Genomic DNA, 25,128 nt, shown 5'->3' with positions numbered 1-25,128 from the left:
AATTATGCATGCTTGATCGATTTTATCCGAACAATAATATGCATTTCATGATTTATGGCAAGTGGCGCGCGAGTCACTACCCAAACCGGACAAAACACGATGAAGACGTATTGGAAAAACATTGAGATTGGCGGGGCTGATACCCCCTGTCTCTCTGTGCGTCTTTATCAAAATGAGACTGTCTCACGCACACCGCCGCTGATCCTTTACCTGCGTGGCGGTTCGTTTCAGGAACAGAGCGGCCAATGTCCGGAACTGCCTGTCGCGAGAGCGTTGGCCGAAACGGGTGCGATCGTTGTCGAGGCGGATTATATTACACCGTCGAACAATGAGTTTCCTCAGGCCATTGATTGCGCATTTGAGGCATTGAACTGTCTTTACAACCACCGGAAACAATATGGCGGTGCAAAGTCTCAGCTGTTTGTGGCTGGTGAAGAGGCCGGCGGCAATGTCGCAGCAGGACTAGCGCTCAAGGCACGCGACCGCATGCCCGGAGAACTGACAGGACAGATCCTGCTCTCTCCTATGATTGATCCGATGATGGCAACAGCGTCATTCCGCAATGCCGACAGCATCGGCATGCGACAACGCTGGGCTGATGGGTGGAGTCACTATCTGGCAAAAGCGTGTGGCTTTTTCCATCCTTATGCTGCTCCTTGCCAGTGCACACGGCTCAGCAAGGTCGCGCCAGCGCTGGTGTTCACTGCCGAGGACGACCCGCTACGGGATGAGACCGTCAATTATGCCGACAGGCTGCGTGACGCGGGCACTTTTGTAAGACAACATGTATTCCCCGCTGGCGAAGGCTGGACGGAACTTTATCGCGGAGGAGGAGGTCAGTGGTTGCCAACCGTCTGTACCGAATTCAACGCCTTTATTGCAGAACTGAAACATTAAAACAGCATTTTCATATCACTGATCGGCCCTGACGCAGGGCCAAGGAGAAACCCATGACGCTGAAAAACAAGCGCTGGGCCCTGACGGGTGCCGGCATAAGCCTTGCTGTGTCCGTTGCAGCCGCAGCTTTACTTTTTGAAATGAGCACGCAGACCAATGCAACTGCGGCCTCGACACCTGCCGAAGCACCAGCAATTCCGGTGACAGTGGCAACGGTACAAAGCCGTGATGTCATGCGTTGGGAAGAATTTTCCGGACGTTTGGAAGCAGTAGAACGTGTGCAAATACGCTCACGCGTCGCCGGTCAGGTGCAATCGGTTCATTTCCGCGAAGGTGCCCTCGTCAAGGCGGGCGATGCCCTCTTCACAATCGATCCGGCACCATTCCAGGCAACTCTGGCGGGCGCCGAAGCACAGGTTGCAGCAGCCGAGGCAAAGATTGGTCTGGCTCGTACAGAACTCGAGCGTGGTCGAAGACTGTCGGATAACCGCACCATTTCACAAAGTGACATGGACCAGCGTCAGGGGGCATTCGCCGAAGCCGAAGCGCAACTGCGCGCCGCCCGTGCTGCATTGACGACCGCGCAAATTGACCTCGGTTACACCGAAATCCGCGCACCTGTTTCCGGCAAGGTCGGCAAACTTGAAATCACCGTTGGCAACCTGGTTGCTGCCGGTTCTGCTGCACCGGCCTTGACCACACTGGTATCCGTCGATCCGATCTATGCCAGCTTTAATGCCAGCGAAGAAATGGTCGCAAAGGCGCTGTCGCAACTGCCTGTTTCCGCTTCGGCAATCCCTGCGCTTGAACAAATCCCCGTCGAGGCCGGTACGCTCGCCGATGAGGGAACACCGATCAAGGGTACGCTGCACCTCGTTGATAACCAGGTCGATGCAGCCAGTGGCACAATTGGTGTGCGCGCCATCTTCGACAATCCCGATGGTCGCCTGATCCCCGGCCAGTTCGTTCGTGTCCGCATGGGTCAGCCAAAGGCTGAAAACCATATCGTCATCAGCGACCGCGCCATCGGAACAGATCAGGACAAGAAGTTCGTCTTTATTGTCGACAGTGAAAACAAGGTCAGCTACCGCCAGGTCAAGCCGGGTGGGGCAGCCGAAGGCGCACGCATCATCGAAAGCGGTCTTTCCGCCGGTGACACGATCGTCGTGAATGGCCTGCAGCGGATTCGCCCCGGCGCCACCATTGCGCCACAGGCCGAAGAGACCGTCGCAGCATCACAATAACCAAAGGGCAAAGGCGGGCCTGACCCGCCTCGCCCAATCATCCCAAAAAATTCGCCATTTGGTGGTCCGGTGCCACCGAAACGGCTCTCTGTATCCAGAATTTAACCGGAGAGGACTTTGTTATGAACATCTCCAGATTTTTTGTCGATCGACCGGTCTTCGCCGCCGTTCTGTCGGTACTGATCGTGGTAGCGGGCCTGCTTGGTATGCGCGCTCTGCCAATTTCCGAATATCCGGAAGTCGTGCCACCATCGATCGTCGTGCGCGCCACCTACCCTGGCGCCAATCCCAAGGTCATTGCCGAAACGGTGGCAACACCGCTTGAAGAACAGATCAACGGCGTCGAAGACATGCTGTACATGTCTAGCCAGGCCACGTCTGACGGCGTGATGACGCTGACAGTCACCTTCAAGCTAGGCACCGATCCCGACAAGGCACAACAGTTGGTGCAGAACCGTGTTTCGCAGGCTGAACCCCGCTTGCCTTCAGAGGTACGCAGCCTTGGCGTAACAACCGTCAAAAGCTCTCCCGATCTGATGATGGTGATCCACCTGGTTTCGCCAGGTGATCGTTACGACCTGACGTACCTGCGTAACTATGCCGTTTTGAACATCAAGGACCGGCTGGCACGCATCGAAGGTGTTGGTCAGGTACAGATCTTCGGCGCGGGCGACTACTCCATGCGCATCTGGCTCGACCCGCAAAAGGCAGCAGAACATGGTCTTGCCGCCGCGGACATCACCAATGCCATCCGTTCCCAGAACGTGCAGGCAGCCGCTGGTATTATCGGCGCTTCACCCAACCTGTCTGGCATCGACATGCAGCTCAATGTCAATGCACAGGGCCGTCTGAGCACGCCGGAAGAATTTGGCAATATCATCGTCAAGAGCGGCTCAAACGGTGCGATCACTCGTCTGCGGGATGTTGCTCGCGTTGAACTCGGTGCTTCCGACTATTCACTGCGCTCATTGCTGGACGGTGAATCTGCCGTTGCCATTCCCGTTTTCCAGGCTCCCGGCTCCAACGCCATTGCCATTTCCGACAGCGTTTCTGCCACCATGACAGAACTGCAAAAGGCAATGCCTGACGGCGTGAAGTACGAAATCGTCTACGACACCACACAGTTTGTCCGCTCGTCCATCGACAAGGTTATTGATACGCTGCTGGAAGCCGTTGCGCTTGTAGTGGTCGTCGTGATCCTGTTCCTGCAGACATGGCGCGCCTCGATCATCCCGCTGATTGCCGTTCCGGTTTCAATCATCGGGACTTTTGCGGTCATGTATGTCTTTGGCTTCTCGATTAACGCACTAAGTCTGTTCGGGCTTGTGCTGGCAATCGGCATTGTGGTGGACGATGCCATCGTTGTGGTCGAAAACGTCGAACGTAACATCGAAAACGGACTGTCTCCACGCGAGGCAACCTACCGCGCCATGAAGGAAGTGTCCGGTCCGATCATTGCGATTGCACTGGTTCTCGTTGCGGTGTTTGTGCCACTGGCGTTTATCTCTGGTCTTTCTGGCCAGTTCTATCGCCAGTTTGCGCTGACCATCGCCATTTCAACGGTTATCTCGGCTATCAATTCCCTGACATTGTCTCCAGCTCTGGCTGCCTTGTTGCTCAAGGGGCACCACGCTCCAAAAGACTGGCTGACACGTGGCATGGACAAGGTGTTCGGTGGTTTCTTCCGCCTGTTCAACCGTGGCTTTGGTGCTGCGTCCAATGGTTACGGTCGCAGCGTTGGTGGCTTGCTGTCACGCAAGAGTGTCGTCATGTTTGTCTACATGGCGCTGGCCGGTGCAACCTACGGCATCTTCAATGCCGTGCCCGGTGGCTTCGTGCCCGCACAGGACAAGCAGTATCTGATTGGCTTTGCCCAGTTACCTGACGCTGCCAGCCTTGACCGCACAGAAGACGTCATTAAGCGCATGAGTGAGATTGCCTTGGCACAGCCAGGCGTCGAACACGCCATTGCCTTCCCCGGCTTGTCGATCAACGGCTTTACCAACAGCTCGAATGCAGGCGTAGTGTTTGTTGCCTTGAGCCCGTTTGAGGAGCGCAAGACGGCCGATCTTTCCGGCGGTGCGATTGCCATGTCGCTCAACCAGAAATTCGGCGCAATCCAGGATGCATTTATCGCCATGTTCCCGCCACCACCGGTCAACGGCCTTGGCACAACAGGTGGCTTCAAACTGCAACTCGAAGACCGGGCTGGCTTCGGTTACCAGGCACTTGATGAAGCCAACAAGGCATTCCTTGCCAAGGCCTATCAGGCTCCGGAACTGGCTGGTTTGTTCTCAAGCTACCAGATCAATGTGCCGCAGCTTTACGCGGACTTAGATCGTGCCAAGGCAGAACAGCTTGGCGTATCAGTCACTGACGTTTTCGAAACCCTGCAGATCTATCTGGGCTCACTCTACGTCAACGACTTCAACGCGTTTGGCCGTACTTACAGCGTGCGGGTGCAGGCTGATGCCAAGTTCCGCTCGCAGTCCGAGGATATCGGCCAGCTGAAGGTACGCTCGGCAAGCGGCGAAATGATCCCCCTGTCAGCTCTGCTGAAGGTGGATGCCACAACCGGTCCGGAACGTACAAACCGTTATAACGGCTTCCTCTCGGCCGATATCAATGGTGGTCCAGCCCCAGGCTTCTCATCTGGTGAAGCACAGGCCGCGATTGAACGCATAGCCGCTGAAACACTGCCTTCCGGCATTGACTACGAATGGACCGACCTCACCTACCAGCAGATCCTGGCTGGAAGCTCAGGCTTCCTCGTCTTCCCGCTAGCACTTCTGTTGGTCTATCTGGTGCTGGCCGCACAATATGAAAGTCTGACACTTCCACTGGCGATCATCATGATCGTACCCATGGGTGTCCTGGCCGCATTGACCGGCGTGTGGCTGACCGGCGGTGACAACAACATCTTCACCCAGATAGGACTAATCGTTCTTGTGGGACTATCGGCAAAGAATGCGATCCTGATCGTGGAATTTGCCCGGGAACTTGAGTTTGAGGGCAAAACACCGGTTGCTGCGGCAATCGAAGCCAGCCGTCTGCGCCTGCGTCCTATTTTGATGACATCGCTCGCCTTCATCATGGGCGTGGTGCCTCTGGTCATCTCCACTGGCGCAGGTGCCGAGATGCGCGCTGCCATGGGCGTTGCAGTGTTCTCGGGTATGATCGGGGTAACGTTCTTCGGTATCTTCATGACACCGGTGTTCTACGTACTTGTTCGCAAGCTCACCGGAAACCGTGCACTTGTGCAGCACAAACATGCTGAAGAACAGGACGACAAGCCCCAGAGCCCGTCTGAGACAACAAAATCGCTGAGCATGTTTGGCTAAGAATGGAACGACAATAATGGAGGCGCGCGCAAGCGCGCCTCAACGCATAACGCTCAGCAATTTTTTTGAAGAGAAACTTACACGCCAAACTCTGTCTAGAGAGAAAAAATCCTGATATGGCGAGGGCTTACAAAACCGACGTTGTCGATAACGTCGCCATAGCCTGATTGGAAAGACCATGACGAAAGTCTCGCCCCCTGATGTTGCTCGGATTAACGACCTCGTATCCGTCGTTCAGGACCTCACAGACCAAATCGAGCCGCAGTTGATCGAGATACGTCGGGATATCCACGCACATCCAGAAACGGGTTTTGACGTTACACGTACGGCCAATGTCGTGGCGCAAGAGCTTGAACGCCTTGGCATCGAACATCAAACAGGCGTAGGACGAACCGGTGTTGTCGGATTTATCAAAGGTGGTCGCCCTGGCAAGACCCTTGTTATTCGTGCGGACATGGATGCCTTGCCTATTGAAGAGCAGACCGGCCTACCCTTTGCCAGCGTCTACGAAGGCAAGATGCACGCCTGCGGCCATGATCTGCATACCGCAACCTTGATTGGCATCGGCAGTGTATTGAAAACAATCGCGCCGCATCTTGCAGGCAATGTAAAACTGATGTTCCAGCCTGCAGAAGAAACGCAGGAAAGTGGCGCGCGTGCCATGATTGCCGACGGCATCCTCGATGGTGTCGACTTGGCCCTTGGTTTCCACAATCATCCGGATGAACCAACCGGCACCTTCAGTTTTGTTGAAGGCATTGCCAATGGCTCGTCTGACGAGTTCGAAATAACAGTGCACGCACAATCCGGCCATGCTGCACGGCCTCATCATGCCGTCGATCCAATTGTCGCTACGGCTCAGCTCGTACTTCAGCTGCAGACCATTGTTTCGCGTGAAGTTGATCCCATGCACACCGCGGTTTTGACCGTCGGTGCTATTCATGGCGGCAACACTCACAATATCATTCCAGATTCAGTAATGATCATGGGGACGGTTCGTTGCCAGGATCCAGGCACCCGGGATGTCATTGAGGCAGCCGTGCGCCGTATATGCGCTGGGTTGGAAGCCTCTATGCGTGTCAAAACCGAGGTCAATTACGTGCGCGGCGTCCCATCAATGGTGTCGGACCCATTTTTGATCGAGGCAACAACAGCCGCCATCCACGAGCGATATGGCGACGTGATGTTCAAGCGCCAAGCCAGCCTGGGTTCCGAAGACTTCGCTCTGGTCGCGGAAAAGGTACCATCATTCCAGCTTGGCATCGGAGCGTCTCAGGAGGGCCGCCACGACAAGCTGCACAACTCGGATTACCAGCCGGATGAACGGTGCATTGCCAACGGCGTCGTGGCGTTGTCACTGACGGCTGCGCGTATCTTGTCTTGAGAGACTAAGGGGCGGCCAGATAGGCCGCCCTTCAATTATGCGTTTGCTTTAATTGCAAAGATACCGTGTTGAAAGAGCATGAATGTGGTTGGTGCCGATGCCGCAGCAGCCGCCAATGATTGAGGCGCCGTTATTGACCCAACGCTTCGCCCAGTTGCCGTAAGATTCTGGATCGAGATCAGCACGAACTTCTGTCACCGTTGCGTTTGCTTCTTCATCACCCTGTTGTGATGGGAACGCATTGGCGTAAACTCCGACAGGGATGTCCTTGCCCAGATCCGAAAAGACCTTGCTTGCGGCCGCAATGGCAGCATCCATGACCTCTGGCATAGCGCAGTTGAACAGAAGCGCTTCTGCACCGAGTTCTGCGGCAAGGCGGGCGCCGTCCGCAACTGTTTCGCCAGACCTGAGCTGCGCTTCTCCCATTTCTTCGGAAGAAACATCGTCGCGCAATGTATAGGAAATCCACAGCGGCTTGCCTGTGTGCCGAATGGCCTGATGTGCCGCCTTTACCTCGATAAGACTGCTCTGCGTTTCCGTGAGCCACAAGTCCACCGATGGCTCAAGTGCTTCCACCAGTACTCCGAGCAGTTCACCGGCACGCGCCGGATCAAAAAGTTCAGGCTGGTAGGAGCCAAAGACAGGTGGAAGCGAACCAGCAACCCTTACACTGCGCGGCGCGGCATCGGCGGCTTCACGCGCCAGAGTGCCAGAAAGAGCTGCAAGCGTACGCCCGTCTTTGGCAAAGCGATCTTCACCAATATGAAAAGGAACAACGGCATAGCTGTTGGTCGTGATTACGTCCGCGCCAGCTGCAATATATTCGTCATGGACTTTACGAACATATTCAGGCCCTTCGATAAGTGCCAGTGCCGACCACTCCGGTTGCCGGAATGGTGCGCCAACACGTTCCAGCTCACGGCCCATGCCTCCGTCCAGAATAATTGTCTTCTTGCTCATGGCGAAATGTCCTTTTCAGTATCAAAATTTCTAGAGGCTCTGCCGTGCAGCAACGACGCTGTCGAGCCACCCCGTCGCCATTTGGGGAACGGATGCGAGAAGTTTGCCGGTATAATCGTCAAATGGCGGGCTCAGCACATCTGCCTTCTGTCCGTAACGAACCACCCGTCCCTTATGCATGACCGCGACCTTATCTGCGATTGCGCGCACAATCGCCAAATCATGGGTTACAAACAGATATGACGTGCCGTTTTCCGCCTGCACACGCCGCAGCAAATCGAGAATTCCCTCTGCCACCAGTGGATCAAGTGCAGAGGTTGGCTCGTCACACAGCATGAGTTTGGGACGTGCAGCCAAAGCGCGAGCAATACAAACCCGCTGCTTTTGTCCGCCCGAAAGGTCTGTCGGATAACGGGCCTGAAGAGTTGGTGACAACTCGACAAGCTCGAGCAATTCTTCAACAGCCTTGAGGCGCTCTTTGCCGCGCATGCCAAAATAAAACTTAAGCGGACGACCGATAATGTCAGCCACTGTCCGGTTCGGATTAAGTGCCAAATCTGGAAGCTGGCTGATCATCTGTATGTTGCGTAACACGTCCTTCGGGCGGTCATCAACGCGCGATGCGAGTTGAACCCCTTCGAAATGAATCTCACCCGCCGCATTCAATAAGCCGCTGACCACCCGAGCAAGCGTCGACTTACCCGAACCCGATTCCCCGACAATCGCCGTTGTACGCCCTTTTTCAACATCTAGAGAAACATCACTCAGTACAGGGACTAAAGGGTCATAGGCCGCAAATACGTTCTTCACAGAAAGAAGAGTAGTGGTTGATGATCGCTCCTCTGTTTCGTTCTGCCTGGCCCCCAATAGTCGTTTTGTATAGTCCTGTTGAGGTGCCTCAAGGAGGTGCGCCGCTGGCCCCGCTTCAACCATTCGCCCGTGACGAAGAACCATCATCTGATCTGCAACTTGCGCAACGACAGCCAGGTCATGGGAGATGTAAAGCGCAGCAGTTCCAGTCGTCGCAATCGCGTTTTTTATGGCGATAAGCACTTCAATCTGTGTCGTCACATCAAGGGCGGTCGTCGGCTCGTCGAAGACGATCAAGTCGGGATTCGGGCAAAGGGCCATAGCGGTCATTGCGCGCTGAAGCTGACCACCGGATGCCTGATGGGGATATCGCTCACCAAAACGATCGGGATCGGGAAGCCCCAGCATTGCGAAGAGTTCAATGGCCCGCTTGCGTGCATCCGGCTTTTTCATCACGCCATGCCAGACGGTTGCCTCAATGACCTGGTCGATCAATTTGTGGGCAGGATTAAAGGCCGCTGCAGCCGATTGCGCCACATATGTGACCTTGCAACCGCGCAGTTCTTGTCCTTTTCCCGCAGCGAGAATGTCTTTTCCGTCGAGAAGAATATGTCCGCTGGCGATATGAAGACCATTGCGGACATAGCCGAGTGCCGCAAGACCGATGGTGGATTTGCCAGCACCGGATTCACCGATGAGGCCAAGAACGCGCCCCTTCTGAAGACGCAAACCGATACGGTCGACAACAATGCCTTCAACCGATCTGATTTCGAGATCGGTAATTTCAAGCGCGATTTCAGTCATCCTTTTTGACGCCTCTCATTACGCCGCGCTTGCGCTGCCCAATCCAGTCAACAATGAAGTTGATGCTGATAGCCAATATCGCGATGGTAGCTCCTGGGATGAGCGCCGCAAACACGCCGAACATCAAACCATCCTTGTTTTCTTTAACCAGACTTCCCCAATCAGCCACCGGGGGCTGAACACCAAGGCCGAGAAATGACAGCGTCGACAAAAACAGGATGGCGAAGACGAAACGTAGGCCCAACTCTGCCAACAAAGGAGAAATAGCGTTGGGAAGTATCTCGTTAAAGATGATCCACACTTTGCTTTCGCCGCGCAGGCGCGCAATCTCTACATAGTCTAGCACAACAAGGTCGGAGGCAATTGCGCGACTGACCCGGAACACGCGTGTGGCCTCCAGCACAGCCATTACAGAGATCAACACGAACACATTCTTGGGCAACACAGCCAGAACCACCAGAGCGAAAATTAGCGTCGGTATCGCCATCAGCAGATCATTTGTGCGCGATAACACCTGATCCCGCCACCCACCCGAAAGGGCGGCCAGGAAGCCCAACGGCACGCCGAATGCAAACGCAAGAATGGTTGCTGCCCCCGCGATGGACAAGGTCAGTCTGGTTCCCCAGATAACCCGGGACAAAAGATCTCGACCTATGTTGTCTGTACCAAGAAGAGCCTGCGTCGACGGGCCTTCCCATACGCCGCCAACAATTTCCGATATGGGATGCGGAGCAATGACGTTTGCGAAAACCGCAATGAAAAGAAAGAATGCGACGCCGCCAAAGCCGATGACCGCGAGAAGACGTGAAGTTGTCCTTTGTCTCATCGCGGATGCCTTAATCTTGGATTGGTGAGCATGACCATTACATCGGCAATGATATTCAGTCCGATATAAACGGCAGCAAAGATAAGGCCGCATGCTTGCACTACGGGGACGTCACGTTTGGCGACGTGGTCGACCATGTATTGTCCCATGCCTGGATAAACGAAAATAACCTCGACAACGACGACACCGACGACGAGATATGCCAGGTTCAATGCAATGACGTTGACCACGGGCGACAAGGCGTTGGGCAAGGCATGTTTCAAAAGAATTTGCCACCGCGGCAAGCCTTTTAACTGCGCAGTCTCGATATAAGGTGAAGACATAACAGCCATGAGAGAGGCACGTGTCATTCTCGCCATGTGCCCTGTCACAGCAATCACCAGCGTCATACAGGGAAGCGATACCGCAACCAACCTTTGCCAGCCACTCATCGATGATGTCACCAAGGCACTCGACGGCAAAAGCCCAAGCGAGACCGCCAGATAAGCGATCAATATGTAGGCGACGAAAAACTCTGGCAGCGAAATCGTCCCGAGAGTTGCCACTGCAATCGTTCTGTCTACAGCCCGCCCCGCATACAGCACGGAAATGATGCCGAGTATAAGCGCCAATGGAATGGCAAACAGCGCAGAGACAGAAGCCAGATACAACGTATTGCTTAAGCGAGGCGCGATGCTTTTTGCGATGTCCTGTCTGTTTGAATAGCTACGTCCGAGGTCACCCTGAACAGCATTCCCCAGCCATTCGCTATAGCGTTGGATAGCAGGCCTCTCCAAGCCAAGCTCTTTACGGATGCTCTCCACCGCCTGAGGCGTCGCTTGCTGACCAAGCATTGCTGTCGCGACATCACCGGGTAATATCTGCGTTCCCGCAAATATTACGACAGACGTCGCCCAAAGCAGCAAAATCCCCAAAAGTAGCCGGCGGACAATCATCGACAGCAATCCGCTGCTTTGCCAGATGCGCGCCGCAGCCTGTCGCAATGTAAACTGGGCGATCTGAGCGCGTTGCGCTGTCTGTATTGGCTTTTGTGTCATCACAGTCCGGTGTCAGGTCTTGCAAGATTTGGCATTTTTTCCGCCTGCAAGTTATAACGAAATGGCAGCGATAAACCGTCTATATGGTCATCGCTGCCATTTCCATGTCTTGAAGGAAAATAAGGCTTATTCTTCGAGCCAGACCTTTTCCGCAAGGCGATAGCCACTCATGTCGCCGCCACCGGGAATGGAAACATATCCCTTCACCTTGCCGTTTGCCGCGGCGAGATTGTCGGTGAAGACAGGGATCAACTCGCCACCCTCTTCAACGATCAGGACCTGCATATCATGATAGATCTGCTTGCGTTTTGTCTCGTCGAGCTCAACGCGCGATGTTGCCAGCAATTTATCGAAGGTCTCGTTCTTCCAACCTGTTTCATTCCAGGGCGCATCGCTCTGAAGCAGCATGGAAAGCATAGCGTCGGCTGTCGGCCTCACGGACCAATTGGATGCAACAAATGGCTTTTTCAGCCAGACCTCATCCCAGTAACCGTCCGATGGCACACGCTCGACATCGATCGTAATGCCAGCCTTCGCGGCGGAAGCCTGATACAGTTGCGCAGCATCGGCTGAACCGGTGAAGCCATTATCAGAAACGCTGAGCGGGATGGAGCCAGAGAAACCGGACTTTTTCAGATGGAAAGACGCCTTCTCCGGATCATATGCACGCTGTGGCACATCCTTTGAATAAAGCGGGTTCCAAGACGGAATAGGATGGTCGTTACCAATCGCGCCTGTGCCTACGAGCAGGCTTTTCTGGAGCTCCTCTCGGTCAATCGCATATTTCAGGGCAAGACGGAGGTCATTGTTCTTAAGAAGCTCCGAGTCTGTGCGCATCGGGAAGCAATACATCGAGTTCTCAGGCGTGCGAAGAATCTGGATGTCTGGCCGGGTTGTCAAACGGCTGACAATACGAGGCTCGACGGCATTGATGATATGTGCCTGACCGCTCATCAGGGCGGCAGCGCGCGCGGTTGCATCATCCATCGCAATTGTTTCAACGGAATCAACATTGGCCCGGTCCGGGTGCCAGTAGTTCGGATTACGTCGTGTCAGCGCGCGCACACCCGGTTGGAAATCCTCAAGAACAAATGCACCGGTCCCGATACCCTTGTCGAAATCCTCTCCCTCAGGGCCAATCCCCAGATGGTAGTCAAGAAACGCAGACGGGAAGTCTACATTGCCGGCTGTCAGGGTAACTGTAATCTCATAGGTGTCCGATGCCACAATATCGCTTACAGCCAGCAGCACACCCTTACCACCCGACTTAGTGTCCTCGCCGCGATGATGATTAAGTGAGTAAACGACGTCCTTGGCGGTTAATTCCTTGCCATTGTGGAACGTCACGCCTCGCCGCAAACGGAATACCCATTTGCTAGCGTCCGGATTAGCAGGTTCCCAGGTCTCTACCAAAGCGCTCGTCAGCTTTCCATCCGGCCCAAGCTCCAAGAGCGTATTAAAAAGCTGGAAGCCCACGGTATACATATAGGCCATGGTGTAGGATGCCGGATCAAGGTGATCGGAACTCGAAGCGGAGTGCATCGCTATGACGAGATGGCCACCCTTGCGTGGGCCTGCGTCCTGCGCCCGTGCGGCAGACGGAATGAAAAGCCCGGAAGACGTCAACCCAAATCCAGCCGCGGCGACCGCCGTGGCGGATAGGCCCAGGAACTGGCGTCGGGAGTGAGCTTGCGGAACGGGGAAATTTTTCTGATTTGGCATGATATAACTTCGCGGTTTATGAGATATATTTTCTCTTCTGGAGTGGTTGATCTCATCGTTGACGCGGCTTCGCAAGCCATGGCGACCTGAAAAATACGATTATTTTAGAACATCTTTTCAGTAGATGACTTCTAGTCCATTGGGTGAGCAGCGGCACTGAACGTCTACCCGATCAGCCTCTTCGGTGATTTTCGAAAATCCAACCGACCGACCGATCTACCTTTGCTCAACCAGAAATTTTAAAAAGAACTTTGAAGTCGATACCGCGAGCCCGGGTAAAGAAGTCTCACGGACGAGGCCACCTGATTTCCCGACCATGTCCGGCGACGAACCAGAAGGCACGGTTCTGAACGCGCCACCGAAAGAAGCTTGCATTCCCATGGCTGCGGCAACACCGCTTCGATGAATTGCTCCGTGCGAATGATCGGTGCGACCCGCGTCAGGAAAGCGTTCGGTGTGACTACCGTAAAATCCTGATCGAGATAGTCAGGTGCAATACCGGGATTAACGAAGCGGTCCTCGATTTGGATCGGCACATCATCTTCATGATGCGCGATGATGGTGTGGAAGGCGATATTTCCAACCTTGATCTCCAGTGCTTCAGCCAATTCCGGCCCACAAGGTTCTCTCTGCGCGAGAATCAATTCGGCGCGATGTGTTGCTCCCCGCTCGGCAATTTCATCGGCAATGTTGCGAACGCCCATAAATTTGGCACTGCGCTTTTTCGGCGCAACAAACGATCCGCGCCCCTGAACCCGCACAATCACGCCTTCACTGGCCAACTCCCGCAGCGCCCGGTTGGCGGTCATGCGACTGACACCCAAAACGTCAACCAGCTCATTTTCCGAAGGAATACGCGAGTTAACCGGCCACTCGCCCGATTCGATACGTGCCTTTATCTGGGCTTTCATACGCTCGTATAGCGGCGCCTCGCGTGCGCTGGCATCCTTGACGATAGCCTCGACTTCAGCCTGCGGCATACAATGGCATCCTTGTTACAGTCCTCATCTGCATACAAAATATGCAGCCGAAATTTAAGCCCATTATTTCAATATCCCGCTTGATTGTCATCTAAAAAGCTGCAATGTTCCATATACAACTTGAGGCGCGACGATGGCATCGACAAGAACTCTTTTCTGCAAACGTGCTTTTCTGGCTGACGGCTGGGCAAACAATGTCACGCTTTCCATCAACCATGATGGCACAATAACCGACATTCAGGCTGAAACCACGCAAACCAATGCTGAAGAGCAGGCAAAAGGCCCGGTTGCGCCGGCAATTGCAAATCTACATTCACACGCCTTTCAGCGTGCCATGGCTGGTCTTGCCGAAGTTTCCAGTTCATCCGAGGATAGTTTCTGGACATGGCGTGACGCTATGTATCGGCTTGTTGGCCAGCTTTCCCCGGAAGACATGCAAGCTGTTGCCGCAAAGTTGTATAGTGAACTTCTCAAAGGCGGTTTCGGCCACATCGTAGAATTTCATTACCTGCACCATCAGGCAGATGGCACAGCATATGACGATCCGGCGGAAATGTCGCTGCGCATTTTTAACGCTGCAAAGCAATCCGGCATTGGCCTCACACATCTTCCGGTCTTTTACGCCCATGCTGGTTTTGGCGGCACCGCTCCCGGCGATGGTCAGCGCCCCTTCATTCATTCAGTAGATCGTTTTCTGACGCTTCTTGAACGTCTGGAGAAAGAGCGAGCGGGCACGGCGATCAATCTGGGGCTGGCAATTCACTCCCTGCGCGCTGCCACGCCGGATGAAATGCACACCATTCTCAGCGCCGAACAAACCGGTGGCCCGATCCATATCCATGTTGCCGAACAGCAGAAGGAAGTGGACGACTGCCTGGCGTGGAGCGGTCGCAGACCGGTGCAATGGCTGCTCGATGAAATGCCTGTCGATGAACGCTGGTGTGCCATTCACGCGACCCACATGACAGCGGAAGAGACGTCGCGTCTTGCACGCAGCGGCGCGGTTGCCGGTCTTTGCCCGGAAACCGAAGCCAATTTGGGCGACGGCATATTCCCCGCCACCGATTTTCTTGGTGCCAATGGCCGTTTTGGCATTGGAACGGACAGCCATGTCGCCACCAGCGTCAGCGAAGAACTGCGCCTGCTCGAATATGGCCAGAGGTTGCGAGACCAGAGACGCAACAGAATAACAGCTGGTAGCGGCACGTCTGTTGGCGAGACACTGTTCAAGGGCGCATTGGCAGGCGGCGCACAGGCAGCGGGCCAACCAAAGCACGGGCTTAGCATCGGCGCGTCTGCTGATCTGGTGGTTTTGAGTGAGGTTGAAGCCTTTATCGCCACCGCGCCATCGACAAAAATTCTGGACCGCTGGCTTTTTGCCCTTGGGTCAAAAGCCGTTCGGGACGTCATGGTTGCCGGACAATGGGTTGTTCAGGACGGTCGTCACATCCGTCAGGAGGAGATCGATCGCGCATTTCATGCTGCCCTCAAGCGGCAACATTAGACTGCATTTTTAACGTCACTGACATTCATCAAAAAAGGGGAACATAATGTTGAATGACAAATTGAAATATACAATTGCAGCCGCGGCCATGATCCTTGGCGGTTCTGTCGGTTCGGCCCAGGCATCCTATTGCGGCGACGGCAAAACCGTTACATTCGCGGGCATTGACTGGGAAAGCGGCTCGTTCATTACCGAGGTGATGAAGACCATTCTCGAAAAGGGTTATGACTGCAAGGTCGACTCCATTCCCGGTAACTCCGTGACGCTCGAACAGGCAACAGCAAACAACGATGTGCAGATTTTCGCCGAAGAGTGGATTGGCCGTTCTGACGTCTGGAATGCAGCCTCTGCAGCTGGCAAGGTCAAGTCGATCGGCAAGACATTTGTCGGCGCATCCGAAGGCTGGTTCGTGCCAGAATATCTCGTCAAGGGCGATGCAAGCCGTGGCATCGAAGCCAAGGCGCCTGATCTGAAAAGTGTCGACCAGCTTTCCAATCCCGAAATTGTTGAACTGTTCAAGGACCCGGAAGAACCATCCAAGGGTCGTTTCCTGAACTGCCCATCGGGCTGGACATGTGAAGGCGTCAACACCGCAAAGCTTGAAGCCTACAAGCTGGGTGAAACCTACGTGAACTTCCGCCCAGGCACAGGCACGGCACTCGATGCAGGCATCAGCTCCGCTTACCTTCAGGGCGAACCAGTCCTGTTTTACTACTGGAACCCGACGGCAATCATGGGCAAGTTCAAGCTCGTTCAGCTGGAAGAGCCAACCTACAATGCAGAATGCTGGAAAGAGCTGACCAGCGCCACGGGCAAGCGTGAAGCCGGTTGTGCATTCCCGGCTGTTGAAGTCGCTTACGGTATCAACAGCACATTTGCGGAAGAAGCGCCTGAAATCGTCAGCATCCTCGAAAAGGCAACCTTCCCACTGGACGAAGTCAATGCAAGCCTTGCCTATATGGTCGACGAAAAGGCTGACGCTCCGGCTGCAGCGGCACGTTTCCTGAAGACGAAGGGCGACGTATGGGGTGGCTGGGTTTCACCTGAAGCCAAGGCAAAGATCGAAGCCTCCCTCAACTAAACAGAACGGGAATGTGCGGGGTCGGCGAACCAACAGCGTTTGCCGCAACCTTGCACATTCCCTGCCCCTGTTCTTTTCTTCCGTCTCCCATACCGAGGGCTTAAGCGATGTTTCCTGATGCCTTACACATTTCCATTCGCGGGCCGATAAACGAGTTCGTACAAAACCTTGTCGTGAATTACGGCTTTGTATTCAAAGCAATTTCACAAACCATCCTGCAAGCCATTCTATTCTTCGAATGGATTTTGCGCGGTTTACCATGGTGGGCAGTCCTGATTGCCTTCATGGCGCTTGCCTGGTTTGCAAGCCGCAAGGTTTCTCTGGTCGCCATGGTGGGAATATTGCTGATGGTGGTCGGCGCTCTCGGTCTCTGGGATCTGACGATGCAGACCCTGGCACTGATGCTGATTTCAACGGTCATTTCGGTTGCCATCGGCGTGCCCCTGGGCATCTGGCTGGCCAAAAGCAGCATCATGCGGCGCATCACCCTTCCTGTTCTCGACGTCATGCAGACCATGCCGAGTTTCGTTTATCTTATCCCGGCCATCATGCTGTTTGGTCTCGGCAAGGTACCCGCCGTTCTCGCCACCATCATTTACGCGGTTCCGCCACTGATCCGCCTCACCGACCTCGGCATTCGTCAGGTTGACAGTGAAGTGGTTGAAGCTGCGACAGCCTTTGGCGGTAGCCCACGACAAATCCTGTTCGGTGTGGAGCTTCCACTGGCAACCCCCACCATCATGGCCGGTCTGAACCAGACAATCATGATGGCGCTTTCCATGGTTGTCGTCGCCTCGATGATCGGTGCACGCGGCCTTGGCGAACAGGTTCTCAACGGCATCCAGACACTGGACGTCGGCAAGGGTCTGGAAGCTGGCATTGGTATCGTCATTCTCGCCATCGTGCTCGACCGGATCACCCAGAGCCTTGGTCAATCCAGACAAAAGGACGGCCCCAATGACTGACATCGAAATCAAAAACGTTTTCAAGATTTTTGGCGGGAACTCCAAGGCTGCGTTGGCACTGGCGCGTGAAGGCGTTGAAAAATCCGAAATCCTTTCGCGGACAGGATGCAGTGTTGGCCTGAACGACATCAGCCTTAAGATCGGCGGCGGACGGATTTTTGTGATCATGGGGCTTTCCGGCTCAGGAAAATCAACACTTGTTCGCCACATCAACAGGCTGATCGAACCGACCAGCGGTGAGATCATTTTTGACGGCAATAATGTGCTCGATCTTTCCGCCCGTGACCTGCGTGAATTCCGCACACGCCGCGTCAGCATGGTGTTTCAGAACTTCGGCTTGATGCCGCATCGCACCGTGTTGCAGAACGTCACCTACGGCCAGCGCGTGCGGGGCCTCAGCAAGGCAGACGCCAATCCGATCGGCATGAAATGGATCGAGATGGTTGGCCTCTCAGGTTACGAGAACAAGTTCCCGCATCAGCTGTCTGGCGGCATGAAACAACGTGTCGGACTGGCGCGAGCCCTTGCCGCAGACACCGACGTGATCCTGATGGACGAGGCATTTTCTGCGCTCGACCCGCTGATCCGCAGCGATATGCAGGATCAGTTGCTGCAGCTGGAAAAGAACCTCTCCAAGACCATCATCTTTATTACCCATGATCTGGATGAGGCGCTGCGCATTGGCGCCGAAATCGCCATTCTCAAGGATGGAAAGCTGGTTCAGGTCGGAACGCCGCATGAGATTCTCAACAATCCGGCCAATGACTATGTCGCACGGTTCGTTCAACGACGTGCGGGAGTGACACCCCATGCCTGAGACCATCATCCTCGACGGCCCGCTGACCTGGCGCAACATCGGTGCGATTGCCAATGGAGCCGAACTGCAGTTGTCGCAAGCGGCATGGCAGCGAATTTCTAATGCACGCGACATTGTCGATGCATTGGTGGAGCGCGGTATTCGTGGATACGGCATCAACACCGGTGTTGGTGCATTGTGTGATGTCATCATCGACAGGGACAAACAGCAGGCATTGTCACGCAATATCCTGCTCAGTCATTCCTGTGGTGTTGGCCCAGCACTAGGACAGGCACCGACACGTGCCATTATGGCCGCACAGATTGCCAATTTTGCGCACGGCTTTTCCGGCATTCATCCAGACACCGTCAAAGCTTTGCTCACACTTTTGAATGCCAACATATTGCCGGTCATTCCGTTGGGCGGTTCTATCGGATACCTCACCCATGCAGCCGCGATCGGAACGGTGCTGATTGGTGAAGGCACAGCCGTTTTTGAAGGAAACGTCATCTCTGGAGCAGAGGCTCTGAAACAGGCGGGTCTTTCGACCCTGACACTTCAGGCAAAAGAAGGCTTGAGCCTCGTCAACGGCACGCCTTGCGCAACCGGTCTGGCCAGCCTTGCCTTGTCGCGGCTAGAAGGTCTGCTCGACTGGGCGGATGTCAGCGCCGCCATGACCTATGAAAATCTTGGCAGTCAGTCCGATCCGTTTGCAGCAGAGCCGCTTGCCTTGCGCAAGTCGCAAGGACTTCAGCAGGTTGGCAAAACACTGCGTCACTGGCTGGCAGGAAGTGAACTGCTGGCGCAGTCCGCTGGCAGCCGTACGCAAGACCCGTTGAGCCTGCGCGCCGTGCCGCAAATACACGGAGCCGTCAGAGACGCCTTCGTAAACGCTGGCGATGTCGTCAATCAGGAACTCGAAAGCGTCACCGACAATCCAGTCGTCACCGGCAGCGCCAACAACCCGCTGGTCCATTCACAGGCCCATGCTGTGGGTGCCGCACTTGGTCTGGCGATGGACAGTTTGGCAACCGCAGCGGCTGAACTGGCCGCGGTCTCCGAGCGGCGGATCGACCGCCTCGTTAATCCGCTTGTCAGCGGGTTGCCTGCCTTTCTGGCGGCCGAAGGCGGCGTGTTCTCCGGCTACATGATCATTCAATATACGGCCGCAGCACTGGTTGCGGAAAACCGTCGTCTTGCAGCCCCGGCAAGTCTTGATGGTGGGATCACCTCTGCATTGCAGGAAGATATCCTCACCCATGCGACACCGGCGGCGGACAAGGCCCTTTCGATCGTTTCAAACCTGCAGACCGTGCTGGCAATCGAACTGCTGGCCGCCGCACAAGCCTATGACGTGCAGCCGAAGCCTGCTGCCAAGGCTGTGAAGACCGGCCAGGTGTACGAGCTGATCCGTACGCATATTGCGGCCTACCATGATGACCGCCCTCTGAATACCGATGTTGCAACCCTGTCTGCGGTGATTGGCAACACATCGGTCATTGAGCCGGAGAGACTTCCATGAAAACGCTTCTGACAAATGCTCGTCTGATGACGATGCAATCCGACCGTTCCGATCTCGGTATCATTGAAAACGGTGCGATCCTGATTGAGAACGGTGTTATCCTTCAGGTAGCACCCATTGAAGAGATCAGCGCTCCGGCCGGAACACACACCATCGATTGCGAAGGTCGCTGGATTTCGCCCGGCCTCATCGATTGCCATACCCATCTGGTGCACGCTGGCAATCGCGCCCGCGAATTCGAGATGCGCCTGAACGGTGCAACCTATGAAGAAATAGCCCGCGCTGGCGGCGGCATCGTGTCATCTGTATCGCAGGTAAGGTTGGCAAGTGAAGATGATCTGATTGCCCAGAGCCTGCCACGTCTGGACACACTCCTGGCCGAAGGCGTCACCACGGTCGAGATCAAGTCCGGCTACGGCCTGACAGTTGAAGATGAACTGAAGATGTTGCGGGTTGCCCGCACGATGGCGAAAGCCCGCAACGTCTCAGTCAACACGACCTTCCTCGGCGCCCATGCTACGCCAGCAGAATACAAGGGTAGAAACGTCAACTTCATTCAGGATGTTGTCCTGCCAGCTCTGCACAAAGCCCATGCTGAAGGGCTGGTAGATGCTGTCGACGGCTTTTGTGAAGGCATCGCTTTTTCGCCTGAGGAAATGCGTGTGGTTTTTAACAGCGCATTGGAACTTGGCCTGCCGGTAAAGCTGCATGCAGACCAGCTTTCCGATCTGTCGGGAGCGGCCCTTGCCGCCGAATTCGGTGCGCTTTCAGCCGACCATCTCGAATATACAAGCGATGCAGGCGCGGCTGCCATGGCAAAGGCCGGAACGGTTGCCGTCCTGTTGCCGGGCGCGTTTTATTTCATCCGGGAAACCCGCAAGCCGCCGGTTGATCTGTTCCGCAAACACGGCACCAAAATCGCTTTGGCCACAGACAACAATCCCGGCACCTCTCCGCTGACCTCGTTGCTGCTGACCATGAACATGGCGGCCACACTCTTTGGCATGACAGTGAATGAGTGCATTGCCGGCATCACCCGCGAAGCTGCGCGCGCACTTGGCCGCCTTGCCGAGATCGGCACCATCGAGGCCGGCAAACGCGCAGATCTTGCTATCTGGAACATCAACGAACCCGCGGAACTGGTTTACCGCATAGGGTTCAATCCACTGCATGCCCGCGTATTCGCCGGCGATGTCAGCGCTCTCTCGCCTTCATTTATGGGAGGTCATTCATGACCATTACACTTCATCCCGGCTCAGTGCCGCTTGCCGATCTTGCCCGAATTTACTGGCAAAATGAAAATGTCGTCCTCGACCGCAGCTTTGATGCTGCCATCGAAAAAGCGGCAAACCGCATCGCCGAAATCGCAGCTGGCAATGCACCAGTGTATGGCATCAACACCGGCTTCGGAAAATTGGCCTCGATCAAGATCGATGCCGCCGATGTCGCGACCCTGCAGCGCAATCTGATCCTGTCGCACTGCTGCGGCGTCGGCGCTCCACTGCCGGAAAATGTTGTTCGCCTTATCATGGCGCTGAAACTGATTTCACTCGGCCGTGGTGCATCCGGTGTAAGGCTGGACCTGATCCGCCTGATCGAAGACATGCTGGAGAAAGGCGTTACTCCGGTCATTCCCGAGAAGGGTTCGGTCGGAGCCTCCGGCGATTTGGCACCCCTCGCGCATATGGCAGCCGTAATGATGGGCGAAGGCGAAGCCTTCTATGAAGGCAACGCACTTCCTGCAGCACAGGCTTTGTCAAAGGCAGGTCTGTCACCTGTCGTACTGGCCGCGAAAGAAGGCCTGGCACTGATCAATGGAACACAGACCTCCACAGCGCTCGCGCTGGCTGGCCTGTTCCGGGCTCACCGCGCTGCACAAGTAGCGCTTGTCACGGGCGCATTGTCGACGGACGCGGCAATGGGATCGTCCGCGCCTTTCCACCCCGATATTCACACCTTGCGCGGCCACAAGGGCCAAATCGATGCCGGTGCTGCCCTGCGTCAACTGCTCGAAGGCTCAGAAATTCGCGTCAGCCACATCGAAGGCGACGAACGCGTACAGGACCCCTATTGCATTCGTTGCCAGCCGCAGGTCGATGGTGCATGCCTTGACCTGTTGCGACAGGTTGCCCGCACACTGGAAATCGAAGCCAATGCGGTAACTGACAATCCGCTGGTTCTCTCTGACAATTCGGTGGTATCTGGCGGCAACTTCCACGCAGAACCGGTTGCCTTCGCAGCCGATCAGACGGCCCTGGCGATCTGCGAAATCGGTGCTATTGCCCAGCGCCGCATCGCGCTTCTGGTGGATCCAGCCCTCTCCTACGGCCTGCCCGCCTTCCTGTCCAAAAAGCCTGGGTTGAACTCCGGTCTGATGATAGCGGAGGTAACTTCGGCGGCACTGATGAGCGAAAATAAACAGATGTCGCATCCGGCATCCGTGGATTCCACACCGACCTCTGCCAATCAGGAAGACCACGTTTCCATGGCATGCCATGGTGCGCGCCGTCTTCTCCCCATGACCGAAAATCTCTTCGCCATTCTCGGCATTGAGGCACTTTCGGCTGTCCAGGGCGTCGAGCTTCGCGGTCCGCTGAAAACCAGCCCGGAACTGCAAAAGGCAATCGACGTGCTTCGCGCCATCATCCCATCTCTGGAGGACGATCGTTACATGGCGCCGGATCTCAAGCACGCCTCCGACCTCGTCGCATCCGGCGCATTGGTCGCCGCGATTTCCGACGGTATTCTGCCTAAGCTGGAGGCGTGAACATGCCGGCTTTCGAGCGTCGCCAAGGCACCTCACCGATCATTCTCGGTCTGCCACACACCGGCACCGAAGTTCCGGCAGATATCCATGACCGTCTGAATGACAACGGCAAGATCCTGGCTGATACCGATTGGCATATTCATGACCTCTATCGCGATCTGCTGGAAGATGCGACGTCAGTGCGCGCTACCTTCCATCGTTATGTCATCGATGCAAACCGTGATCCCTCCGGCACCAGCCTTTACCCCGGCCAGAACACCACCGGGCTTGTTCCGGACACGGATTTTGACGGTAAACCGATCTGGAAGGACGGATGTGAACCAACTGAAGCCGATATGGCGTACCGATTGCAGACATTCCACGCACCCTATCATGCCGCGCTTGCGGCCGAAATCGAGCGGGTAAAATCCATTCACGGCATCGCCATTCTCTATGACTGCCACTCCATTCGCTCGCATATTCCTTTTCTATTCGAGGGCAAGCTGCCGGACTTCAACATCGGTACCGATCTCGGCAAAACCTGTGATCCAGCCATTGAGAGGATTACGGTTGAGGTGACCGGAGCCGCCGAAGGTTACACCAGCATCCTGAATGGTCGTTTCAAGGGCGGTTGGACAACCCGTCATTACGGCCAGCCACAGACCGGAGTACACGCCATTCAAATGGAACTGGCGCAATCCACCCACCTCATCACGGAAGCACCGCCCTTTGCCTATGACGACAACAAGGCCGGACAGCTTCGCACACATCTCAAAACCATTCTGACGCGCATGGAGCAATTTGCGCTCGCCAGCAAACGATAAGGGGATAAAGCATGACAAACCCACGCCATAACGAACGCGAAATCCGCGCCCCGCAGGGTACTGAGCTGAACGCCAAAAGCTGGATGACAGAAGCGCCTCTGCGCATGCTGATGAACAACTTGGATCCCGATGTAGCCGAGCGTCCGCATGAGCTAGTGGTCTACGGTGGCATTGGCCGTGCAGCCCGCACCTGGGAAGATTTCGACCGTATCGTCGCCACATTAAAAGACCTCAACGAAGACGAAACCTTGATGGTACAGTCTGGCAAGCCGGTGGGTGTTTTCCGCACCCACAAGGATGCGCCCCGTGTCTTGATTGCCAATTCCAACCTCGTTCCACATTGGGCAACCTGGGAACATTTCAACGAACTCGACCGCAAGGGTCTGGCCATGTACGGCCAGATGACTGCCGGTTCGTGGATTTACATCGGCACGCAGGGTATTGTTCAGGGAACCTACGAAACCTTTGTTGAAGCGGGTCGCCAGCACTTCAACGGCAACCTGACCGGCAAATGGATCCTGACCGGTGGTCTTGGCGGCATGGGTGGTGCTCAGCCTCTCGCCGCTGTCATGGCAGGCGCATGCTGCCTTGCCGTCGAATGCGATGAAACCCGCATCGATTTCCGCCTGCGCACCCGTTATGTCGACGCAAAAGCGCACACGCTGGACGAAGCACTGGCCCTGATCGAACAGTGGACGAAGGCAGGTGAAGCAAAGTCCGTGGGTCTTGTTGGCAATGCCGCTGATATCTTCCCGGAACTCGTGAAGCGCGGCATTCGCCCTGATGTTGTCACGGACCAGACCTCGGCACATGATCCGGTTCATGGATATCTGCCATCCGGTTGGACCGTCGCCGAATGGCGCGAAAAACAGGAAAGTGACCCCAAAGCCGTCGAAGCTGCGGCTCGCGCCTCCATGAAGGTTCAGGTTCAGGCCATGGTGGATTTCTGGAACATGGGCGTTCCGACACTCGACTACGGCAACAATATTCGTCAGATGGCCAAGGAGGAAGGTCTCGAAAACGCCTTTGCTTTCCCGGGCTTCGTTCCGGCCTATATTCGTCCGCTGTTTTGCCGTGGCATTGGCCCCTTCCGCTGGGCCGCTCTTTCCGGCGATCCGGAAGACATCTACAAGACGGACGCCAAGGTCAAGGAACTGCTGCCAGACAACAAACACCTGCACAATTGGCTGGACATGGCACGCGAACGCATAGCCTTCCAGGGCCTGCCGGCGCGTATTTGCTGGGTTGGTCTGGGTGATCGACACCGCCTGGCTCTCGCCTTCAACGAGATGGTCAAAAACGGTGAATTGAAGGCGCCGGTCGTGATCGGCCGTGACCATCTCGACAGCGGCTCGGTCGCATCGCCAAACCGCGAAACCGAAGCCATGAAAGATGGTTCGGACGCCGTGTCTGACTGGCCACTGCTCAATGCCCTTCTCAACACGGCCTCCGGTGCAACTTGGGTTTCCTTGCACCACGGCGGTGGCGTTGGCATGGGCTTTTCGCAGCACTCCGGCGTTGTGATCTGCGCTGATGGCTCTGATGATGCCGCCAAACGTCTTGAGCGCGTGCTGTGGAACGACCCGGCAACCGGTGTGATGCGCCATGCCGATGCCGGTTATGACATCGCGTTGGATTGCGCCAAGGAAAAGGGCCTTCGTTTGCCCGGTATCCTTGGAAACTGA

19 protein-coding genes are annotated in these 25,128 nt (G+C 55.5%); 13 read left to right on the top strand and 6 right to left on the bottom strand.

The genetic code is table 11. The features are described 5' to 3' along the window. Positions 1-99: 99 nt before the first annotated feature. The 4 genes from HGO37_RS24785 (at position 100) to HGO37_RS24770 (ending at position 6,866) form a co-directional block, all read left to right on the top strand. Positions 100-897 (top strand): alpha/beta hydrolase fold domain-containing protein, encoded by a 798-nt coding sequence (locus tag HGO37_RS24785; protein WP_250985697.1) that lies wholly within the window; start codon positions 100-102, stop codon positions 895-897. 53 nt (positions 898-950) lie between these two features. Continuing rightward, positions 951-2,141 carry an efflux RND transporter periplasmic adaptor subunit gene (locus HGO37_RS24780; RefSeq protein WP_250985696.1) on the top strand — a complete coding sequence of 397 codons (1,191 nt, stop codon included), beginning with the start codon at positions 951-953 and terminating at the stop codon, positions 2,139-2,141. Positions 2,142-2,263: 122 nt separating this feature from the next. After that, a complete protein-coding gene (locus HGO37_RS24775) occupies positions 2,264-5,482 on the top strand; it encodes an efflux RND transporter permease subunit (protein ID WP_250985695.1) in 3,219 nt (1,072 codons plus the stop codon). A gap of 178 nt (positions 5,483-5,660) precedes the next feature. Next, complete coding sequence (locus HGO37_RS24770; protein WP_250985694.1) at positions 5,661-6,866, top strand: M20 metallopeptidase family protein; 1,206 nt, start codon at positions 5,661-5,663, stop codon at positions 6,864-6,866. A 48-nt stretch (positions 6,867-6,914) separates the two neighbouring features. On the opposite strand, the gene HGO37_RS24765 is transcribed toward HGO37_RS24770, so the two are convergent. The 6 genes from HGO37_RS24765 to hutC form a co-directional block, all read right to left on the bottom strand. Continuing rightward, on the bottom strand, positions 6,915-7,826 hold the full coding sequence (locus HGO37_RS24765; protein WP_250985693.1) for a homocysteine S-methyltransferase family protein: 912 nt from the start codon (positions 7,824-7,826) through the stop codon (positions 6,915-6,917). 30 nt (positions 7,827-7,856) lie between these two features. Next, entirely contained in the window at positions 7,857-9,440 is a 1,584-nt protein-coding gene (locus tag HGO37_RS24760) for an ABC transporter ATP-binding protein (RefSeq protein ID WP_250985692.1), read from the bottom strand. Further along, the gene (locus tag HGO37_RS24755) at positions 9,433-10,266 is read right to left on the bottom strand and encodes an ABC transporter permease (RefSeq protein WP_192489371.1); all 834 of its coding nucleotides are present in this window, start codon (positions 10,264-10,266) and stop codon (positions 9,433-9,435) included. The genes HGO37_RS24760 and HGO37_RS24755 overlap by 8 nt, the downstream gene beginning before the upstream one ends. Further along, on the bottom strand, positions 10,263-11,201 hold the full coding sequence (locus HGO37_RS24750) for an ABC transporter permease (protein WP_250985733.1): 939 nt from the start codon (positions 11,199-11,201) through the stop codon (positions 10,263-10,265). The genes HGO37_RS24755 and HGO37_RS24750 overlap by 4 nt, the downstream gene beginning before the upstream one ends. Positions 11,202-11,429: 228 nt before the next feature. Next, entirely contained in the window at positions 11,430-13,025 is a 1,596-nt protein-coding gene (locus HGO37_RS24745; protein ID WP_250985691.1) for an ABC transporter substrate-binding protein, read from the bottom strand. Between the two features lie 239 nt (positions 13,026-13,264). Then, a complete protein-coding gene (gene hutC / locus HGO37_RS24740) occupies positions 13,265-14,005 on the bottom strand; it encodes a histidine utilization transcriptional repressor HutC (RefSeq protein WP_250985690.1) in 741 nt (246 codons plus the stop codon). Positions 14,006-14,138: 133 nt separating this feature from the next. Between hutC and hutF the strand changes: the two genes are divergently transcribed. The 9 genes from hutF (at position 14,139) to hutU (ending at position 25,128) form a co-directional block, all read left to right on the top strand. Further along, a complete protein-coding gene (gene hutF, locus HGO37_RS24735; protein WP_250985689.1) occupies positions 14,139-15,509 on the top strand; it encodes a formimidoylglutamate deiminase in 1,371 nt (456 codons plus the stop codon). A 46-nt stretch (positions 15,510-15,555) separates the two neighbouring features. Continuing rightward, entirely contained in the window at positions 15,556-16,590 is a 1,035-nt protein-coding gene (locus HGO37_RS24730) for an ABC transporter substrate-binding protein (RefSeq protein WP_250985688.1), read from the top strand. A 107-nt stretch (positions 16,591-16,697) separates the two neighbouring features. Beyond that, complete coding sequence (locus tag HGO37_RS24725) at positions 16,698-17,555, top strand: ABC transporter permease (protein ID WP_250985687.1); 858 nt, start codon at positions 16,698-16,700, stop codon at positions 17,553-17,555. Beyond that, on the top strand, positions 17,548-18,372 hold the full coding sequence (locus HGO37_RS24720) for a quaternary amine ABC transporter ATP-binding protein (RefSeq protein WP_192489378.1): 825 nt from the start codon (positions 17,548-17,550) through the stop codon (positions 18,370-18,372). The genes HGO37_RS24725 and HGO37_RS24720 overlap by 8 nt, the downstream gene beginning before the upstream one ends. Then, positions 18,365-19,873 (top strand): HAL/PAL/TAL family ammonia-lyase, encoded by a 1,509-nt coding sequence (locus tag HGO37_RS24715; RefSeq protein ID WP_250985686.1) that lies wholly within the window; start codon positions 18,365-18,367, stop codon positions 19,871-19,873. The genes HGO37_RS24720 and HGO37_RS24715 overlap by 8 nt, the downstream gene beginning before the upstream one ends. Further along, complete coding sequence (gene hutI, locus HGO37_RS24710; RefSeq protein ID WP_250985685.1) at positions 19,870-21,108, top strand: imidazolonepropionase; 1,239 nt, start codon at positions 19,870-19,872, stop codon at positions 21,106-21,108. The genes HGO37_RS24715 and hutI overlap by 4 nt, the downstream gene beginning before the upstream one ends. Then, entirely contained in the window at positions 21,105-22,640 is a 1,536-nt protein-coding gene (gene hutH / locus HGO37_RS24705) for a histidine ammonia-lyase (RefSeq protein WP_250985684.1), read from the top strand. The genes hutI and hutH overlap by 4 nt, the downstream gene beginning before the upstream one ends. 2 nt (positions 22,641-22,642) lie before the next feature. Then, positions 22,643-23,443, top strand: coding sequence for an N-formylglutamate deformylase (gene hutG / locus HGO37_RS24700; protein WP_250985683.1), 801 nt, complete (start codon positions 22,643-22,645; stop codon positions 23,441-23,443). Between the two features lie 11 nt (positions 23,444-23,454). Then, positions 23,455-25,128 (top strand): urocanate hydratase, encoded by a 1,674-nt coding sequence (gene hutU, locus HGO37_RS24695; RefSeq protein WP_192489383.1) that lies wholly within the window; start codon positions 23,455-23,457, stop codon positions 25,126-25,128.

Source organism: Rhizobium sp. CG4, assembly GCF_023701965.1.
Taxonomy (GTDB): domain Bacteria; phylum Pseudomonadota; class Alphaproteobacteria; order Rhizobiales; family Rhizobiaceae; genus Agrobacterium.
Note: the sequence above shows the minus strand (reverse complement) of the source record. Positions and strands in the feature narration are given on the sequence as shown.

What these genes read in the sequence shown, in the direction of transcription:
- hutG (WP_250985683.1), top strand. Translation starts at nt 22,643, where the DNA reads ATGCCGGCTTTCGAGCGTCGCCAAGGCACCTCACCGATCATTCTCGGT.
- HGO37_RS24780 (WP_250985696.1), top strand. Translation starts at nt 951, where the DNA reads ATGACGCTGAAAAACAAGCGCTGGGCCCTGACGGGTGCCGGCATAAGC.
- hutF (WP_250985689.1), top strand. Translation starts at nt 14,139, where the DNA reads ATGGCATCGACAAGAACTCTTTTCTGCAAACGTGCTTTTCTGGCTGAC.
- HGO37_RS24725 (WP_250985687.1), top strand. Translation starts at nt 16,698, where the DNA reads ATGTTTCCTGATGCCTTACACATTTCCATTCGCGGGCCGATAAACGAG.
- HGO37_RS24765 (WP_250985693.1), bottom strand. Translation starts at nt 7,826, where the DNA reads ATGAGCAAGAAGACAATTATTCTGGACGGAGGCATGGGCCGTGAGCTG.
- HGO37_RS24715 (WP_250985686.1), top strand. Translation starts at nt 18,365, where the DNA reads ATGCCTGAGACCATCATCCTCGACGGCCCGCTGACCTGGCGCAACATC.
- HGO37_RS24760 (WP_250985692.1), bottom strand. Translation starts at nt 9,440, where the DNA reads ATGACTGAAATCGCGCTTGAAATTACCGATCTCGAAATCAGATCGGTT.
- hutI (WP_250985685.1), top strand. Translation starts at nt 19,870, where the DNA reads ATGAAAACGCTTCTGACAAATGCTCGTCTGATGACGATGCAATCCGAC.
- hutC (WP_250985690.1), bottom strand. Translation starts at nt 14,005, where the DNA reads ATGCCGCAGGCTGAAGTCGAGGCTATCGTCAAGGATGCCAGCGCACGC.
- HGO37_RS24785 (WP_250985697.1), top strand. Translation starts at nt 100, where the DNA reads ATGAAGACGTATTGGAAAAACATTGAGATTGGCGGGGCTGATACCCCC.
- HGO37_RS24745 (WP_250985691.1), bottom strand. Translation starts at nt 13,025, where the DNA reads ATGCCAAATCAGAAAAATTTCCCCGTTCCGCAAGCTCACTCCCGACGC.
- HGO37_RS24720 (WP_192489378.1), top strand. Translation starts at nt 17,548, where the DNA reads ATGACTGACATCGAAATCAAAAACGTTTTCAAGATTTTTGGCGGGAAC.
- HGO37_RS24750 (WP_250985733.1), bottom strand. Translation starts at nt 11,201, where the DNA reads ATGATTGTCCGCCGGCTACTTTTGGGGATTTTGCTGCTTTGGGCGACG.
- hutH (WP_250985684.1), top strand. Translation starts at nt 21,105, where the DNA reads ATGACCATTACACTTCATCCCGGCTCAGTGCCGCTTGCCGATCTTGCC.
- HGO37_RS24730 (WP_250985688.1), top strand. Translation starts at nt 15,556, where the DNA reads ATGTTGAATGACAAATTGAAATATACAATTGCAGCCGCGGCCATGATC.
- HGO37_RS24755 (WP_192489371.1), bottom strand. Translation starts at nt 10,266, where the DNA reads ATGAGACAAAGGACAACTTCACGTCTTCTCGCGGTCATCGGCTTTGGC.
- hutU (WP_192489383.1), top strand. Translation starts at nt 23,455, where the DNA reads ATGACAAACCCACGCCATAACGAACGCGAAATCCGCGCCCCGCAGGGT.
- HGO37_RS24775 (WP_250985695.1), top strand. Translation starts at nt 2,264, where the DNA reads ATGAACATCTCCAGATTTTTTGTCGATCGACCGGTCTTCGCCGCCGTT.
- HGO37_RS24770 (WP_250985694.1), top strand. Translation starts at nt 5,661, where the DNA reads ATGACGAAAGTCTCGCCCCCTGATGTTGCTCGGATTAACGACCTCGTA.